Origin of the sequence: Cellulosimicrobium sp. SJTW-1 (assembly GCF_047716875.1) — a bacterium.
Taxonomy (GTDB): Bacteria; Actinomycetota; Actinomycetes; order Actinomycetales; family Cellulomonadaceae; genus Cellulosimicrobium; species Cellulosimicrobium funkei.
In genome coordinates this window covers 1272832-1288488 of sequence record NZ_CP136680.1, presented here as the reverse complement: position 1 = coordinate 1288488, position 15657 = coordinate 1272832, and the positions used below count along the sequence as shown (strand labels likewise).

Genomic DNA, 15657 nt, shown 5'->3' with positions numbered 1-15657 from the left:
TCGTCCCGCCCACCATTCCCCTGACCTGCGACGCCGCCCCGGCTGCCCGGGCAGGGCGCTGCGGTCCGCCAGGCGCGCACGCACGCCCCACGCGGTCATGTGGACCTGACCGGTCGGTGACCCGCTGGTGACGAAGCCGCGACAGAACTCCTCCCCAGGGATGACGACGCCGTCCGTGTCGCCGCCCTAGCCTCGGGCCGGGCCGTCGTCGGCCCCGCCAGCAGCGCCCGCCCGCCGTCCCGCCACCGTCGTCCCAGGAGCCCGCACGTGGGTATCACCCGCCGGATCGTCTTCCCCGCTCTCCGCATCGTCATCTGGGCGGCGATCGCCGCCCTGCTCGCCGTGATCGCGTTCCGCTCGGCACCCGAGCCCGCGACCGACCCCGCGTTCCCCACGGCCGAGCTCGTGGAACCCCGCGTGGCCGTCTCCACGGGAGACGTCACCAACACCGTGAAGCTGACCGGGCAGGTCGTCGCCGACCCGGCCGCTCCGCAGAAGGTGACGCAGCGCGGGGTGGTCACGGCGGTGCTCGCCAAGCCCGGCGACGTGGTCGAGGCAGGCGCGCCCCTCCTCGAGGTGACCCTCGAGGAGCCCCGCGAGCCCCTCACCGAGACCGACCCGGAGACGGGCGAGGTCACGGTCACCGAGCGCCGACCGAAGGTCACGCGGGAGACCGTCAAGGCCACCATCGGCGGGACGGTCGCCACGTTCACCGCGCTCGAGGACCAGGAGGTGGCGGTCGGCGAGGACTTCGCGACCGTCTCGCCCGGCACGCTCTCGGTCACGGCCAGCATGGTCGCCGAGCAGCAGTTCCGGCTCCTCCAGATTCCCGGCGAGGCGACCGTCACGGTCACCGGCGGCCCCGCGCCGTTCGTGTGCACGAACCTGCGCATGGGCGCCGCCGCCGCCCCCGAGAACGCGCCCGAGGAGGGCGCCCCCGACCCGGCCGGCGGAGCGTCGTCCGCGAGCGTGACGTGCGCCGTCCCGGGCGACGTCACCGTCTTCGCCGGGCTCGCCGCCGAGCTCGAGATCACCGCGGGATCCGTCGAGGGCGCCCTCGTGGTGCCCGTGACGGCGGTCCTCGGCCGCGTGGAGCAGGGCAAGGTGTGGGTCGTCGGCGCGGAGGGCGAGCCCGAGGAGCGCGCCGTGACGCTCGGTCTCACCGACGGCTCGGTCGTCCAGGTGACCGAGGGCCTCGCCGAGGGCGACGAGGTCCTCGAGTTCGTGCCGGGCCAGGACGTCATGCCGGTCATGGACGACATGATGGTGACGGACGACAGCGAGGCCTCGTACTGATGAGCCTCCTGGAGCTCAGCGGGGTCACCCGCTCGGTGCTGCTCCCCGACGACCGCGAGCTCGAGATCCTGCGCGGCATCGACCTCACGGTCGGCGCGGGCGAGCACGTCTCGATCGTGGGCCGCTCGGGGACGGGCAAGTCGACCCTGCTCAACATCCTCGGCCTGCTCGACAGCCCGACGAGCGGGGACTACCTGCTCGACGGCGTCCCGATCGGCCGGCTCTCCGGCCGCGCCCGGGCGCGACGCCGCGGCACGGACTTCGGGTTCGTCTTCCAGCAGTTCAACCTGCTGCAGGGCCGTACCGCGCTCGAGAACGTCGTCGCCCCGCTGCTGTACGCGCGCGGACGGCAGTTCTGGCAGCGGCGCACGCTGGCCGCCCAGATGCTCGAGCGGGTCGGCCTCGGCGACCGGCTCGACACGACCCCGGAGAAGCTCTCGGGCGGCGAGCAGCAGCGCGTCGCGATCGCCCGCGCCCTGGTGCGCGTCCCGCGCGTCATCCTCGCGGACGAGCCCACGGGGGCGCTCGACGTCGACACGGGCAGCGAGGTCATGGACCTGCTCGACACCATCGCCGGCGAGAACGGGTCCGCGCTCATCGCGATCACGCACGACCTCGCCGTCGCGTCGCGCGCCGCCCGCCAGTTCCGCCTCGCCGACGGCGTGCTCACCCCGATCTCCATCAGCGCGCGCAGCGCCGGTTCCCTCGGGGCGCTCGGCGCCCCAGGCACCGACCACGATCCCGGGACCGACCCCGGGACGAGCCACGACCACCAGGCCGAGCACGTGGCCCGGCCGCTCGTCGGGGTCGCTCACGCACTCTCCGCTCGCGCGTCCGCCGCCACCGCGGCCGGGACCCCGGACACCGCACGCGACGCGGGGGCCACGGCATGACCGGCGTCGTCGGCGCCCTCCTCGAGGCCTGGGACGAGCTGCGCGTCCACAAGGTCCGGGTACTGCTCGCGCTCGTCGGCGTCGCGGTCGCGGTCTGCGCGATCACCACGATCTCGGCGGCCGGGGAGATGCTGCGCCAGGTGTCGTCTGAGCAGAACGACCGGTGGAACGGGCGCGCCGCGACCCTCCAGGTGTCGGCATGGCCCACGGGCGAGGGCGGGAGCGTCATGCCCGCGGCGGAGGAGTACGAGCGGGTCTTCGACGAGATCGTCGACCGCTACGGGATCGGCTACTCCTCGATGCTGCGCGACGCTCCCGCACCGGTGCGCTTCCCCGACGGCACGCAGGAGATCACCACGACGGGCGTGGAGCCCGACTGGGCCACGATGCACCGCTTCCAGGTGACGTCGGGTCGCTGGTTCACCGAGGCGGACGCGGACCGCCTCGCGCCCGCGCTCGTCGTCAACCAGGCGTTCCTCGACGCGCTCGGCGGGACGACCGTGGCCGAGCACCCGACGGTGACGATCGGCGGGGACAACCCGGTCGTCGCGACCGTCGTCGGGGCCTTCCCCGACGACTGGCCCGACATGGACCCGGTCGCGTACGCGCTGGTCGACGCCCAGTCGACGTGGGTCACGCCCGAGTCGATGGAGATGATGGGGCCGCCCCGGCTCGAGCTGTGGGTGCCCGACGACCTGTCGGACGCGCTCGTCGAGACGGTGCGCCGTGACGTCGCGGGCGCGCTCGAGGGCGTCCAGGCCGACGTCTACCGGTCCGACTCGCCGTCGGCGTCGGTCGTCGACGGCGCCATCCGGTGGGTCGTGCTCGGCGTGAGCGCGATCGCGCTGCTGCTCGGCGGGCTCGGCCTCGTGAACATCGCGCTCGTCACGGTGCGGTACCGGATCCGCGAGATCGGGATCCGCCGCAGCTTCGGCGCGAGCTCCGGGCGCGTGTTCTTCTCCGTGATGATGGAGAGCGTCGTGGCGACCACCGTCGCGGGGCTGCTGGGCGTGACCGTCGCGATCGTCGTCCTGCACAACGTCCCGCTCGACGTGCTCATGGGGTCGGCCGTCCAGGACGCGCCCGGGTTCCCGTTCTCCGCCGCGGTGACCGGCATGCTCGCCGCCGTCGGGATCGGCGCGCTCGCCGGGCTCCTCCCGGCGCTCGTCGCCGTGCGCGTCAAGGTGATCGACGCGATCCGCTACTGACCCGCTCGGCCCGGCCTCGTCGCCGGGCCGAGCGATGTTCGGTCGTGTTTGATCATGTTGGATTTCTCGACGATGTGGACAATACTGTCCGCATGCTCGCCTCACAGCGCCAGGAGCGCATCCTCGCCGAGATCCGGGACCACGGCGCGGTCCGCATCGGTGACCTGACCCGGGAGCTCGGGGTGTCGGACATGACGATCCGGCGCGACCTCGTCGAGCTCGCCGACCAGGGCCTGGTCCGCAAGGTGCACGGCGGCGCCGTCGCGCCGCACACGACCGCGCACGAGCCGGGGTTCGCCGCGAAGAGCTCGCGCGAGGCCGCGGAGAAGGAGGCCATCGCGACGGCCGCCGCCCGCCTCATCACCGCGAACGCGTCGGTCGCGCTGAGCGCCGGCACGACGACCCACCTGCTCGCCGCCCGCATCGCCGCGGACCCCGCGCTGCGCCCCCTGACGGTCGTGACGAACTCCCTCCCGGTCGCCGAGATCCTGCACCGGGCCAACGACCCGCGCCTGGAGACGATCCTCACCGGTGGCAGCCGCACGCCGTCGGACGCGCTCGTCGGCCCGCTCGCCGAGGCCGCGCTGTCGGGGCTGCGCGTCGACCTCGCGTTCGTCGGGGCGCACGGCGTCGACCCGGAGATCGGGCTCACGACGCCGAACCTCGACGAGGCCGCGACGAACCGCGCGCTCATCGAGTCCGCCGGGCGCACCGTCGTCCTCGCGGACCACACGAAGTGGCACACGACGGGCCTGCGCGTCTTCGCGACGTTCGCCGACGTGGACGTCCTCGTCACCGACGCCGGGCTCGCCGAGGACGAGCGCGCGCGCGTCCAGGACCTCGTCGAGCAGCTCGTCGTCGCCTGACCGGCGACCGCCGCGCCGGCTCCCCGCCTCCCCCACCGCACCGCGATCGGAACACCGCACGCATGAACCCGCACCTGCGCCGCACCTCGACCCGGCTCGCCGACGGCCGCGAGCTCGTCTACTTCGACGACTCCCCCGCGTACGTCTCGGGCGAGCGCACGCGACGGCTCGACGACCCGCGCCCGCTGCCCGACCGCTTCGCCCCGGTGCCGGGCCCCGACGGGACCCCGCACCCGTACGTGGGCCCGGAGATGCGCCGGGACCCGCTCACCGGCGACTGGGTCCCGCTCGCCGCGCACCGGATGAACCGCACGTTCCTGCCCGCCGCGGACTCGTGCCCGCTGTGCCCCGCACGGCCCGGCAGCGCGTACTCGGACGGAGAGGTGCCCGACACGGACTACGACGTCGTCGTCTTCGAGAACCGCTTCCCGTCGCTCCAGCGCGTGCCGGGCGTCCCGGACGCGGTGGTCACGGACGCGCCGCTCCAGCAGCACGCCCCGGCGGCGGGCCGGTGCGAGGTCGTGTGCTTCTCGAGCGACCACCGCGCGTCCTTCGGCGCGCTCCCGCCGCAGCGGGTGCGCACGATCATCGACGCGTGGGCGGACCGCACCGCCGCTCTCTGCGCCGAGCCCGGGGTCGAGCAGGTCTTCTGCTTCGAGAACCGCGGCCAGGAGATCGGCGTCACCCTGCACCACCCGCACGGCCAGATCTACGGCTACCCGTACGTGACGCCGCGCACGCGCACGCTGCTCGACCAGGCGCGCGAGCACCACCGCCGCACCGGCCGCAGCCTGCTGCGCGACGTGCTCGAGTCCGAGCTCGCGGACGGCCGCCGCGTGGTCCTCGAGACGGAGCACTGGGTCGCGTACGTGCCCTACGCGGCGCGCTGGCCCGTCGAGGTCCACCTCGCGCCGCGGCGCGACGTCCCCGACCTGCCCGCGCTCACGGACGCCGAGCGCGACGACCTGGCCACCGCCTACCTCGAGCTGCTGCGCCGCCTGGACCGGTTCTTCGAGACGGCCGACGGCGAGCCCATCCCCCTGCCGTACATCGCCGCATGGCACCAGGCCCCGGCCCGCGAGGGCCGCGCGGTCGCCGACGGCGGCACCGACGACGTCTCCCTCGCACGGCTGCACCTGCAGGTGTTCTCCGTCCTCCGCGCGCCGGGCAAGCTCAAGTACCTCGCGGGCTCGGAGTCCGGCATGGGGGCGTGGATCAGCGACACGACGCCCGAGCGCATCGCCGCACGCCTCCAGGAGCTCGCCCCGACGAGCGCCGCCCGGGGCTGGGTGCCCGCGCTGGCGGACGACGACGGCGCCGCGCGCGCCCGTGCCGTGCTCGCCGAGGCGTTCGGCGCGGACGAGCCCGGCGAGGAGGTCCGCGTGTGGGCCGCGCCCGGGCGCGTCAACCTCATCGGGGAGCACACCGACTACAACGCGGGCCTGTGCCTGCCGGTCGCGCTGCCCCACCGCACCTACGTGGCGCTGCGGCCGCGCACCGACTCGCTCGTCCGCCTCGCGTCCGCGCAGGCGCCCGGCGAGACGTGGACGGCCCGCCTCGAGGACGTCGGCCCGGGCGAGGTCGCGGGCTGGGGCTCGTACGTCGCGGGCGTCGCGTGGGCGCTGCGCGAGCACCTCGTCGCCCAGGGCGCGGACCCCGCCGCCGTCCCCGGGTTCGACGCGGCCGTCGACTCGAGCGTCCCGTTCGGCGCCGGGCTCTCGTCGTCCGCGGCCCTCGAGTGCGCGGTCGCCGTCGCGCTCGACGACGTCGCCGGGCTCGGCCTCGCGGCGACCGACGCGGGCCGCGCCGTCCTCGCCACCGCGAGCGTCCGCGCCGAGAACGAGATCGCGGGCGCACCCACGGGCGGCATGGACCAGTCGGCGGCGCTGCGCGCGCAGGCCGGTCACGCGCTCCTCCTCGACTGCCGCCCCGGGCTCGACCCGGTCGAGTCCGCCACGCAGGTGCCGTTCGACCTCGACGCCGCGGGCCTCGCCCTGCTCGTCGTGGACACCCGTGCGGAGCACCAGCTCGTCGACGGCCAGTACGCGCAGCGCCGCGCCACGTGCGAGGACGCCGCCCGCACGCTCGGGATCGGCTCGCTGCGCGAGCTCGCCGACGCGGTGGACGCGAGCGGCGACCCGGCGGCCGCGCTCGCCCGCGCGCTCGACGCTCTGCCCGACGACGTCGCGCGCCGCCGCGTGCGCCACGTCGTCACCGAGATCGGCCGCGTCCGCGCGCTCGTGGCGCTCCTGCGCGAGGGCCGGCCGGACGCCGTCGGGCCGCTGATGAACGCGTCGCACGCGTCGCTGCGCGACGACTACGAGGTCTCGAGCGTCGAGCTCGACGTCGCGGTCGACGCGGCGCGCGTCGCGGGCGCCCTCGGTGCGCGGATGACCGGCGGCGGGTTCGGCGGCTCCGCCATCGCGCTCGTGCGCGCGGACCAGGTCGAGACCGTCGCCGACGCCGTGCGCGCCGCGTTCGAGCGCGAAGGGCTCGGCGCCCCGGGCTTCCTGCTCGCGACGCCGTCCGCGCCCGCCGAGCGCGTCGCCTGACCGTTCCCGCTCAGACGTCGTAGGTGACGACGAGGGGCGCGTGGTCGCTCCAGCGCTCCTCGTGCGACGGCGCGCGGTCGACCTCGACCTTGACCGCGCGCTCCGCGAGGGAAGGCGTCGCGAGCTGGTAGTCGATGCGCCAGCCCGAGTCGTTGTCGAACGCGCGCCCGCGCCACGACCACCAGGTGAACGGGCCCGGGCCCTCGCCGCCGTGGACGCGGCCCAGGTCCACGAGCCCGACCTGGTCCAGCCACACGTCGACGTAGGCGCGCTCCTCGGGGAGGAACCCCGCGCTCTTGAGGTTGCCCTTCCAGTTCTTGATGTCGACGTTGCGGTGCGCGATGTTGAGGTCGCCCGCCAGGACGACCTTCTCGCCCGTGGCCGCGAGCTCGCGCAGCCGCGCGGTCACCTTCTCCAGGTAGGCGTACTTCGCGACCATCGTCTCCGGCTGGCTCACGGTGCCCGAGTGGATGTACGCCGAGACCACGGTGAGACGGCCGCCGTCGGGCAGCTCCAGGTCGGCCTCGACCCAGCGACCGGTGTCGACCGGCGGCTCGGGCTCGCCGGCCCCGAGGCCGACGCGGACCGCGGACACCGGCAGGCGTGACGCGACCGCGACCCCGGCGCGGCCCTTGATGTCGCACGCCTGGTGGGCGACGTGCCAGCCCTCCAGCAGGTCGTTGACGACCGAGTCGGGGGCGCGCACCTCCTGGAGCAGCAGGACGTCGGGCGTCCGGGACGCGATCCAGGCGTCCATCCCCCGGCGGTAGGCGGCGCGGATTCCGTTGACGTTGGCGGTGGCGAGGGTCAGCACGCGGGCCATCCCATCACACGCCACCGACAACGACGGGCCCCGGCGTCAGGCGGGCGGCGTGGCCTCGCTCACGGGCGCCGCGACGACGCGGGCCGGCCGGAATGCGCTCGCGAGGACCGCCGAGACGGCGGCGAGCACAGCCAGCACCACGAAGCCGACCCGGAGGTGGTGGGCGGTCGCGAAGACGCCGGTGAGGACGCCGCCGAGCACGGCGCCCGCGTAGGTGAAGACGTTGAGCCGCGCGACCGCCCGGTCGGTGACCGTCGCCACGACCCCGGCGGCGGGCTCCCCCGCCGCTCCCGCCCGGCCCGACGCGACCGCCTCCCGGGCGCGGTCCCCGACCGCCGAGAACGCGAGCGGCGCGACGACGCCGAGCCCGAGGCCGGTCACGGCGAGGCCGAGCACGGCGACGGGCCAGGCCGGGGCGGCCGCCACCGCGACGAACCCCAGGGCGCCGAGCGTGCCGCCCAGCCGCACGACCCGGACCCGGCCGAGGCGCTCGACGAGACCGTCCCCGACGAGCCGCGACACGATGAGCGCCGCCTGGTACGCCGCGTACCCGAGCGGGGCGGCGGCCGCGCTCGCCGCGAGGACGTCGCGCAGGAACGTCGCGCTCCAGCTCGACACCGCGGAGTCGGCGACGGGGAACGCGAGCATCCCTGCACCGAGCAGCGCGATCGTGCCCGCCGCGACCCACGTCACCGGGGCGTCCCGCACGCCGGCATCCCCGACCACGGCATCCCTGACCTGGGCATCCTTGACCTGGGCATCCCTGGCCTGGGCGTCCCTGACCACGGCGTCCGGGGCGACGGCCTCCGGGACCGGGCGACCGCCGTCGGGCAGGCGCAGGGCGAGCCAGGCCGCGCCCACGGCGACGAGCAGCGCCACGAGCGGGAGCGCGAGCGGCTGGCCGAGACCGGCCAGCGCGCCGCCCGAGACCGCGAGCGCACCGAGCACTCCCCCGGCCGCGTTCGCGGCGTAGAACGACGCGAGCAGGCTGCGTCCGTGCGCGCGCTCGACGTCGATCCCGAGCATGTTCATCGCGGCGTCCACGGCGCCGAGCGCGAGCCCGTAGAGGCCGATCGCCCCGAAGAAGAGGGGCCACGACGGCGCGAGACCGATCCCCGCCACCGCCGTCGCGGCGAGCAGCAGGCCCCCGACGACCACGGTGCGCGCGCCGCGGACGGCCGCCACGACGCCCGACAGCGCGCTGCCCAGGCCGGCGAGGACGCACACGCCCAGCACGACGAGCGTCACGACGTCGTCGCCCATGCCGAGCCGGTCCTTGTAGCCGGGGATGCTCGTGAGCACCACCGCGAACCCGAAGCCCTGCACGGCGTACGCCGCCGTCGTCGCGATGCGCTCCGTCACCCGCGCAGACTAGCGCTCGCGCGCCGTCCCGGGAACGCCGCAGGGCGCGGCCGCGGGTGACCCGCGACCGCGCCCTGCGTCGGGCTCAGGCGGAGGCACGCTCCGCCGCGTCGACGACGTTCGCGAGGAGCATCGCGCGCGTCATCGGGCCGACCCCGCCGGGGTTCGGCGAGATCCAGCCCGCCACCTCGGCGACGTCGGGCGCGGCGTCCCCGACGACGCGGCTCTTGCCGGTCTCCGGGTCGACCTCGCGCGAGACGCCGACGTCGATCACGACGGCGCCGGGCTTGACCATGTCGCGCGTGACGATCCCGCGGACGCCCGCGGCCGCGACGACGACGTCGGCGCGGCGCACGAGCGCGGGGAGGTCCGTCGTGCCGGTGTGCGTCAGCGTCACGGTCGCGTTGACCGCGCGCCGCGTGAGCAGCAGGCCGATCGAGCGGCCGACGGTGACGCCGCGCCCCACGACCACGACCTCCTTGCCCGCGAGGGAGATGCCGTGCCGCTCGACGAGCTCGATGATCCCGCGCGGCGTGCACGGGAGCGGCGACGTGACCTCCTCGTTGACGCGCAGCACGAGCCGGCCGAGGTTGGTCGGGTGCAGCCCGTCCGCGTCCTTGGCCGGGTCGATGAGTTCGAGCACGCGGTTCGTGTCGATGCCCCGCGGGAGCGGGAGCTGCACGATGTACCCCGTGCAGGCCGGGTCCTCGTTGAGGCGTCGGACGGCGGCCTCGATGTCCTCCTGCGTCGCGTCGCCCGGCAGGTCCTCCCGGATCGACGCGAGCCCGACCTCCGCACAGTCGCGGTGCTTGCCCGCGACGTACCACTGCGACCCCGGGTCGTCTCCGACGAGGAGCGTCCCCAGGCCGGGCACGACGCCCTTCTCCGCGAGGACCGCGAGGCGGTCCTTGAGCTCCGCCTTGATCGCGGCGGCGGTGGCCTTGCCGTCGAGGATCCGCGCGGTCACTGCTGGAGGCCCGGGTACAGCGGGAAGTCGGCCGTGAGCTTCTGCACGCGGGCGCGCAGCGCCTCGGCGTCGGTCGCGGCACCCTCGCGCAGCGCGGTCGCGATGATCTCGGCGACCTCGGTGAACTCGGCGTCGCCGAAGCCGCGGGTCGCGAGCGCCGGCGTGCCGATGCGCAGGCCGGACGTGACGCGCGGCGGGCGCGGGTCGAACGGCACGGCGTTGCGGTTCACGGTGATGCCGACCTCGTGCAGGAGGTCCTCGGCCTGCTGGCCGTCGAGGGCCGAGTGGCGCAGGTCGACGAGGACGAGGTGGACGTCGGTGCCGCCCGTGAGGACCGAGACGCCGGCCTCGGCGACGTCGGCCTGGGTCAGGCGGTCCGCGATGATGCTCGCACCGCGCAGGGTGCGCTCCTGGCGGTCGCGGAAGCCGTCCGTGGCCGCGACCTTGAACGACACGGCCTTGGCCGCGACGACGTGCATGAGCGGGCCGCCCTGCTGGCCCGGGAACACGGCCGAGTCGATCTTCTTGGCGTACTCCTCCTTGCTGAGGATGAAGCCGGAACGGGGGCCGCCGATCGTCTTGTGGACCGTGGAGGACACGACGTCCGCGTACGGCACCGGGGACGGGTGCAGGCCCGCGGCCACGAGGCCCGCGAAGTGCGCCATGTCCACCCACAGCTTCGCGCCGGCCTCGTCCGCGATCTCGCGAAACGCCGCGAAGTCGAGGTGGCGCGGGTACGCGGACCAGCCGGCGATGATGACGTCGGGGCGGGTCTCGAGGGCCTGCTTGCGGACCTCGTCCATCTCGACGCGGTACGACTGCGGGTCCACGCCGTAGGCGGAGACGTCGTAGAGCTTGCCGGAGAAGTTGATCTTCATGCCGTGCGTGAGGTGGCCGCCGTGCGCCAGCTCGAGGCCGAGGATCCGGTCGCCCTTGTTGATGAGCGCGTGCAGGACGGCGGCGTTCGCCTGGGCGCCCGAGTGCGGCTGGACGTTGACGTGCTCCGCGCCGAACAGCGACTTGGCGCGGGCGATCGCGAGGTTCTCCGCGATGTCGACCTGCTCGCAGCCGCCGTAGTAGCGGCGGCCCGGGTAGCCCTCGGCGTACTTGTTGGTGAGCACGGAGCCCTGCGCCTGCAGGACGGCGCGCGGGACGAAGTTCTCGGACGCGATCATCTCGAGGGTGTCGCGCTGGCGCGCGAGCTCCCCGTCGAGGACGGCCGCGATCTCGGGGTCGAGCTCGGCGAGCGGGGTGTCGAGGACGTTGTCGGCTGGCTGGGCGCTCATGGCGTCTCCTCCGCGGGTGTCTGGCAGTTCGTCGTCGATGGTCACGTTCCCGGCTCGCCGGGTACGCCCCACCAGGGGGTGACCCGGGGCCCAGGCGAACGACCCGTCGTCTGCACAGCGTGCCGCTCCCCGGTGGTGATCCACCCTGCCCGGGCGGAGTTCCACCGGGCGGCGCCAGTCGCGACGCGTCGATCCTAGCGCACGGCCCGTGGGCGGTCCCGGGCTACTCCTGCCCGACGGCGCCCGACTCGTTGCGCGCCTCGGCCTCGCCGAGGATGCGGCGGAGGTAGGTGTAGGTGAGGTCGCCCGCCGCCTTGTCGTACTGCTCCTCGTAGCCGTGCTTGGTGTACATGGCGAGGTTCTGCTTCGAGTCCTTGCCCGTGAACACCCAGATCTCCGTCGTCTGCTCGGGCAGGTACGGCAGCACCTCGAAGAGCATCTGGGTCCCGATGCCGCGGCCCTGCATGTCCGGCGCGACGGCGAGGCGGCCGAGCGTCGCCTTGCTGTCCTCGATCTCCACCCGCACGGAGCCGACCAGGCGCGGGCCGAGCCACGCGCCGATCGTCACGACGTCCTCGCGCGCGAGGTCCTCGCGCAGCTCGTGCAGCGTCTGGGTCAGCGGCGGGATGTTCGGGTCCTGGTAGAGCTGCGCCTCGGTGACGAACGCCGCCCGGCGCAGGGTCAGGAGCTCACCGGCCTCGGCGTCGGTGACGAGGCGGGTCGTGATCTGCGCGTCGTTCATGAGGACATCGTGTCAGACATCGCGCGCCGCGACCGTGCACGTCCGGGTCGGTGTCCGCGGGCGGGACCCGTGCGTCCTCCCGCCCGGCGCGCGGCTACCCTCTGAGGGGTGTCCACGACAGATCCCCGCGGCGCCGACGTCACCGACGTCACGGCGACCCGCACCGCGCAGTCCCCCACCGGCGAACCCACGCACTGGGTCCTCACGCTCTCGTGCCCGGACGGGCCGGGGATCGTGCACGCCGTGGCCGGGGCGCTCGCGCGGCTGGGCGGCAACATCACCGAGTCGCAGCAGTTCGGCGACCCGCTCTCGGGGCTCTTCTTCATGCGCGTCCAGGTCGAGGCCGCGGCGGAGCGCGCCGAGCTCGAGCGGGCCGTCGAGCAGGTCGCAGCACGGTTCGCCATGACGTGGCGGCTCGACGTGGTCGGGCGGCGCGTGCGCACCCTGCTCATGGTCTCGAAGGCCCCGCACTGCCTCGTCGACCTCCTGTACCGCGAGCGCTCGCAGGGCATGCCGATCGAGGTCGTCGGCGTCGTCGGCAACCACCGCGACCTCGAGGACATCGCGTCGTTCTACGGCAAGCCCTTCCACCACGTGCCCGTCACGCGGGACACGAAGGCCGCCGCCGAGGCGCGCCTGCGCGAGCTCGTCGAGGAGCTCGACGTCGAGCTCGTCGTGCTCGCCCGGTACATGCAGATCCTCTCGGACGAGCTGTGCCGCGAGATGCCCGGGCGCATCATCAACATCCACCACTCGTTCCTGCCGAGCTTCAAGGGCGCGCGCCCGTACGCCCAGGCGCACGACCGCGGCGTCAAGCTCATCGGCGCGACGTCCCACTACGTGACCGGCGACCTCGACGAGGGCCCGATCATCGAGCAGGACGTCGAGCGCGTCGACCACTCGCGCCGCGTCGAGGACCTCGTGGCGATCGGCGAGGACGTCGAGCGCCAGACGCTCGCGCGCGCCGTCCGCTGGCACGCGGAGCACCGCGTGCTCCTGGACGGGCACCGCACCGTCGTCTTCCGCTGAGCAGCCGCCGGGCGCGCTCCCGGCAGCCCGGGCGCGCACCCGCCGCTCTCCCCGGCACGACGACGGCCCCCGCCACGTCTCGGACGTGACGGGGGCCGTCGTGCGGCGGCGTGCCGGTTCGCCGCCGCCTCCCGGTCGCTCAGCGCGAACGGGTCACTTGGTGAGCTCCTCCAGGGTGGGGTCGCCCGCGTAGACCTCGGCGGCGTTCTCCTGCGTGACGATGACGGGCTCGAGCAGGAAGGCCGGGACGACCTTCACGCCGTTGTCGTACGACTCGGTGTCGTTGATCTCCGGCTCGTCGCCCGCCTGGAGCGCCGTGACCGCGTTGATCGACTCCTCGACGAGCTTGCGCGTGTCCTTGTAGATCGTCGAGTACTGCTCGCCCGCGACGATCGACTTCACGGACTCGACCTCGGAGTCCTGGCCGGTGATGACCGGGGTCTCCTTGCCGGCCTGCTTCGCCGACGTCAGGGCGGCGCGCGCCAGGGTGTCGTTCGGCGACAGGACGCCGTCGATCTCCTTGTCGGAGTAGCTGCCCGAGAGCACGGTGTCCATGCGCTTCTGGGCGTTCTCGGCCTTCCAGCCCTGCGTCGCGACCTGCTCGAACGACGTCTGGCCGGACGGGATGACGAGCGTGCCGTCGTCGATCTTCGGCTGGAGGACGCTCATGGCGCCCTCGAAGAACGGCGTCGAGTTCGCGTCGTCGGGCGAGCCGGCGATGAGCTCGATGTTGTACGGCGCCTCGCCCTTGCGCTCCTCGAGGCCCTGGAGCAGGGCCTGGCCCTGGAGCTCGCCGACCTTGAAGTTGTCGAACGCGATGTACTCGTCCACGGCGTCCGTGTTCTTCACGAGACGGTCGTACGCGATGACGGTCGCGCCGTTGTCCTTCGCGTTCTTCAGCTGGGTGCCGAGCTGCGACCCGTCGATGGCGCCGACGATGATCACCTTCGCGCCCTGCTCGACCATCGCGTCGATCTGGCTCTGCTGCTCGGAGACGCCGCCGTTGGCGAACTGGACGATCGGCTTGAAACCGGCCTCCTCGAGACCGTCGTTGAACAGGCTCTCGGCGAGGACCCAGTTCTCCGACGTCTTCTGCGGGAGCGCGACGCCGATCGTCGCGCCCTCCTCGAAGCCGGCCGCCGCGGACTCGCCGCCGCCGGACGTCTCGCCGCCACCGCTGTCGCCCCCGCGCTCGGAGGAGCAGCCGCTGAGCACGAGCGCGCTCGCGGCGGTGAGCGCCAGGAGCGTCGTGGTGAGCTTCTTCATGGGTACCACTTTCTGTCGGGCATCCGTCGTCGGATGCGGTCCGGGGGTCGTGCGGGAAGGTTCGGGAGGGTTCAGCCCTTGGCGGCCGTGGCGCCGGCCTCGACCGGGACCTCGGGCTGCGGGTCGTCGGCGCCGGTGACGGCACCGGTGCCCTTGTCGCGTCGCGACGGGAAGATCAGCCCGATGATCGACGGGCGGCCCTGCACCTTGTTGTAGACGTCGAACGCGACGGCGATGAGGAGCACGAGGCCCTTGATGATCTGGGTGCGGTCCGAGCCGATGCCCATGAGCTGCAGGCCGTTGTTGAGCACGGCCATGACGAGCCCGCCGATGACGGAGCCGACGACCGTGCCGACACCGCCCGAGACGGCGGCGCCGCCGATGAAGACGGCCGCGATCGCGTCGAGCTCCCACATGTTGCCGTCGAAGGGGCCGGACGCGGTCGAGCGGCCGATGAAGATCATGCCCGCGAGCGCCGCGAGGACCGACATGTTCATCATGACGAAGAAGTTCGTGCGCTTGATGTCGACGCCGGACAGCGCCGCGGCGGCCCGGTTGCCGCCGACGGCGTACACGTGGCGGCCGCCGACGGTCCGCTGCGCGACGAACTGGTAGACGATGACGAGCAGGATCAGGATGACCGCGGGCACGGGGATCGAGGTCCCGACGCGGCCCGAGCCGTAGAGGTACGTGAGGTAGGCGATGACGGCGCTGAAGAGGACGACGCGCGTCACGGCGACCGATGTCGGGACCGGGTCGGCGCCGAGCTTGCGGGCGCTGGCCCGGCGGCGGAGCTCCGACCACACGACCGCCGCGATCGCGAGGACGCCGAGCAGGAGCGTCGAGTTGTTGAGGCCGGTGCCCGGTCCCCACTCGGGCAGGTAGCCGCCGCCGATCCACTGGATCTCGGTCGGGACGGGGACGGTGTTGGACTTGCCGATGTACTGGTTGAGGCCGCGGAAGATCATCATCCCGGCGAGGGTCGTGATGAAGCCCGGGATGCCGACGTACGCGACCCAGAAGCCCTGCCACGCGCCGATGACCGCGCCGACGCACAGCCCCAGGAGGATGCCGAGCCACCACGGGATCCCCCAGTCCCGGATCGCGAGGGCGACGATGATGCCGGTCACCGCCGCGACAGACCCGACGGACAGGTCGATGTGGCCCGCGATGATCACGAGCACCATGCCGATCGCGAGGATGAGGATGTAGGAGTTGCCGTTGAGCAGGTTCTGCGCGTTGCTCGGGGTGAGGACGCGCCCCCCGGTCGCGATCTGGAAGAAGATGATCAGGGCGAGGAGCGCGAAGAGCATGCCGAACTGGCGCGCTCCGCCGCTCAGCAGCTGCTTGATGGACGACATCGTCGG

Annotated in this window: 13 protein-coding genes, 1 pseudogene and 1 riboswitch; of the genes and pseudogenes, 7 read left to right on the top strand and 7 right to left on the bottom strand. The window is 73.8% G+C overall.

The genetic code is table 11. The annotated features are described in order from the left end of the window. The first annotated feature begins 267 nt into the window (after positions 1-267). The 6 genes and pseudogenes from RSE42_RS05825 to galK all read left to right on the top strand — a co-directional run bounded on the left by RSE42_RS05825 (position 268) and on the right by galK (position 6815). The gene (locus RSE42_RS05825; RefSeq protein WP_415298163.1) at positions 268-1296 is read left to right on the top strand and encodes an efflux RND transporter periplasmic adaptor subunit; all 1029 of its coding nucleotides are present in this window, start codon (positions 268-270) and stop codon (positions 1294-1296) included. Next, the gene (locus RSE42_RS05820; RefSeq protein WP_081599852.1) at positions 1296-2189 is read left to right on the top strand and encodes an ABC transporter ATP-binding protein; all 894 of its coding nucleotides are present in this window, start codon (positions 1296-1298) and stop codon (positions 2187-2189) included. Before RSE42_RS05825 ends, RSE42_RS05820 begins: the two co-directional genes overlap by 1 nt. Then, positions 2186-3397: an ABC transporter permease gene (locus RSE42_RS05815; RefSeq protein ID WP_415298160.1), complete on the top strand. Its 1212-nt coding sequence runs from the start codon at positions 2186-2188 to the stop codon at positions 3395-3397. Before RSE42_RS05820 ends, RSE42_RS05815 begins: the two co-directional genes overlap by 4 nt. Before the next feature lie 92 nt (positions 3398-3489). Next, on the top strand, positions 3490-4263 hold the full coding sequence (locus tag RSE42_RS05810; protein WP_031315539.1) for a DeoR/GlpR family DNA-binding transcription regulator: 774 nt from the start codon (positions 3490-3492) through the stop codon (positions 4261-4263). 62 nt (positions 4264-4325) lie between these two features. Next, positions 4326-5528: pseudogene (gene galT / locus RSE42_RS05805) on the top strand (galactose-1-phosphate uridylyltransferase); the annotation flags it as partial. Between the two features lie 24 nt (positions 5529-5552). Beyond that, on the top strand, positions 5553-6815 hold the full coding sequence (gene galK, locus RSE42_RS05800; protein ID WP_415298838.1) for a galactokinase: 1263 nt from the start codon (positions 5553-5555) through the stop codon (positions 6813-6815). A 10-nt stretch (positions 6816-6825) separates the two neighbouring features. Here galK and RSE42_RS05795 read toward each other — a convergent pair whose 3' ends face one another. From RSE42_RS05795 to RSE42_RS05775, 5 genes are all read right to left on the bottom strand, one after another. Next, entirely contained in the window at positions 6826-7629 is an 804-nt protein-coding gene (locus RSE42_RS05795; RefSeq protein ID WP_083385320.1) for an exodeoxyribonuclease III, read from the bottom strand. Positions 7630-7674: 45 nt separating this feature from the next. Beyond that, entirely contained in the window at positions 7675-9000 is a 1326-nt protein-coding gene (locus RSE42_RS05790; RefSeq protein WP_415298158.1) for an MFS transporter, read from the bottom strand. Between the two features lie 85 nt (positions 9001-9085). Beyond that, positions 9086-9967, bottom strand: a complete 882-nt coding sequence (locus tag RSE42_RS05785; protein ID WP_076405135.1) for a bifunctional methylenetetrahydrofolate dehydrogenase/methenyltetrahydrofolate cyclohydrolase — start codon at positions 9965-9967, stop codon at positions 9086-9088. Further along, positions 9964-11253, bottom strand: coding sequence for a serine hydroxymethyltransferase (glyA, locus tag RSE42_RS05780; RefSeq protein ID WP_085388352.1), 1290 nt, complete (start codon positions 11251-11253; stop codon positions 9964-9966). The genes RSE42_RS05785 and glyA overlap by 4 nt, the downstream gene beginning before the upstream one ends. A gap of 81 nt (positions 11254-11334) precedes the next feature. Beyond that, a riboswitch (ZMP/ZTP riboswitch) is annotated at positions 11335-11445 on the bottom strand. Between the two features lie 31 nt (positions 11446-11476). After that, the gene (locus RSE42_RS05775; protein WP_043652776.1) at positions 11477-11995 is read right to left on the bottom strand and encodes a GNAT family N-acetyltransferase; all 519 of its coding nucleotides are present in this window, start codon (positions 11993-11995) and stop codon (positions 11477-11479) included. 231 nt (positions 11996-12226) lie between these two features. Between RSE42_RS05775 and purU the strand changes: the two genes are divergently transcribed. Next, the gene (purU, locus tag RSE42_RS05770; RefSeq protein ID WP_241770101.1) at positions 12227-13024 is read left to right on the top strand and encodes a formyltetrahydrofolate deformylase; all 798 of its coding nucleotides are present in this window, start codon (positions 12227-12229) and stop codon (positions 13022-13024) included. A gap of 153 nt (positions 13025-13177) precedes the next feature. Here purU and RSE42_RS05765 read toward each other — a convergent pair whose 3' ends face one another. Continuing rightward, on the bottom strand, positions 13178-14290 hold the full coding sequence (locus RSE42_RS05765; protein ID WP_034655403.1) for a sugar-binding protein: 1113 nt from the start codon (positions 14288-14290) through the stop codon (positions 13178-13180). A gap of 71 nt (positions 14291-14361) precedes the next feature. After that, the gene (gene mmsB, locus RSE42_RS05760; RefSeq protein ID WP_051027756.1) at positions 14362-15651 is read right to left on the bottom strand and encodes a multiple monosaccharide ABC transporter permease; all 1290 of its coding nucleotides are present in this window, start codon (positions 15649-15651) and stop codon (positions 14362-14364) included. Positions 15652-15657: the final 6 nt, after the last annotated feature.

Excerpts from the sequence above, each read along its gene's own strand:
- RSE42_RS05775 (WP_043652776.1), bottom strand. The coding sequence starts at position 11,995 with ATGAACGACGCGCAGATCACGACCCGCCTCGTCACCGACGCCGAGGCC.
- mmsB (WP_051027756.1), bottom strand. The coding sequence starts at position 15,651 with ATGTCGTCCATCAAGCAGCTGCTGAGCGGCGGAGCGCGCCAGTTCGGC.
- RSE42_RS05765 (WP_034655403.1), bottom strand. The coding sequence starts at position 14,290 with ATGAAGAAGCTCACCACGACGCTCCTGGCGCTCACCGCCGCGAGCGCG.
- RSE42_RS05815 (WP_415298160.1), top strand. The coding sequence starts at position 2,186 with ATGACCGGCGTCGTCGGCGCCCTCCTCGAGGCCTGGGACGAGCTGCGC.
- glyA (WP_085388352.1), bottom strand. The coding sequence starts at position 11,253 with ATGAGCGCCCAGCCAGCCGACAACGTCCTCGACACCCCGCTCGCCGAG.
- RSE42_RS05820 (WP_081599852.1), top strand. The coding sequence starts at position 1,296 with ATGAGCCTCCTGGAGCTCAGCGGGGTCACCCGCTCGGTGCTGCTCCCC.
- RSE42_RS05810 (WP_031315539.1), top strand. The coding sequence starts at position 3,490 with ATGCTCGCCTCACAGCGCCAGGAGCGCATCCTCGCCGAGATCCGGGAC.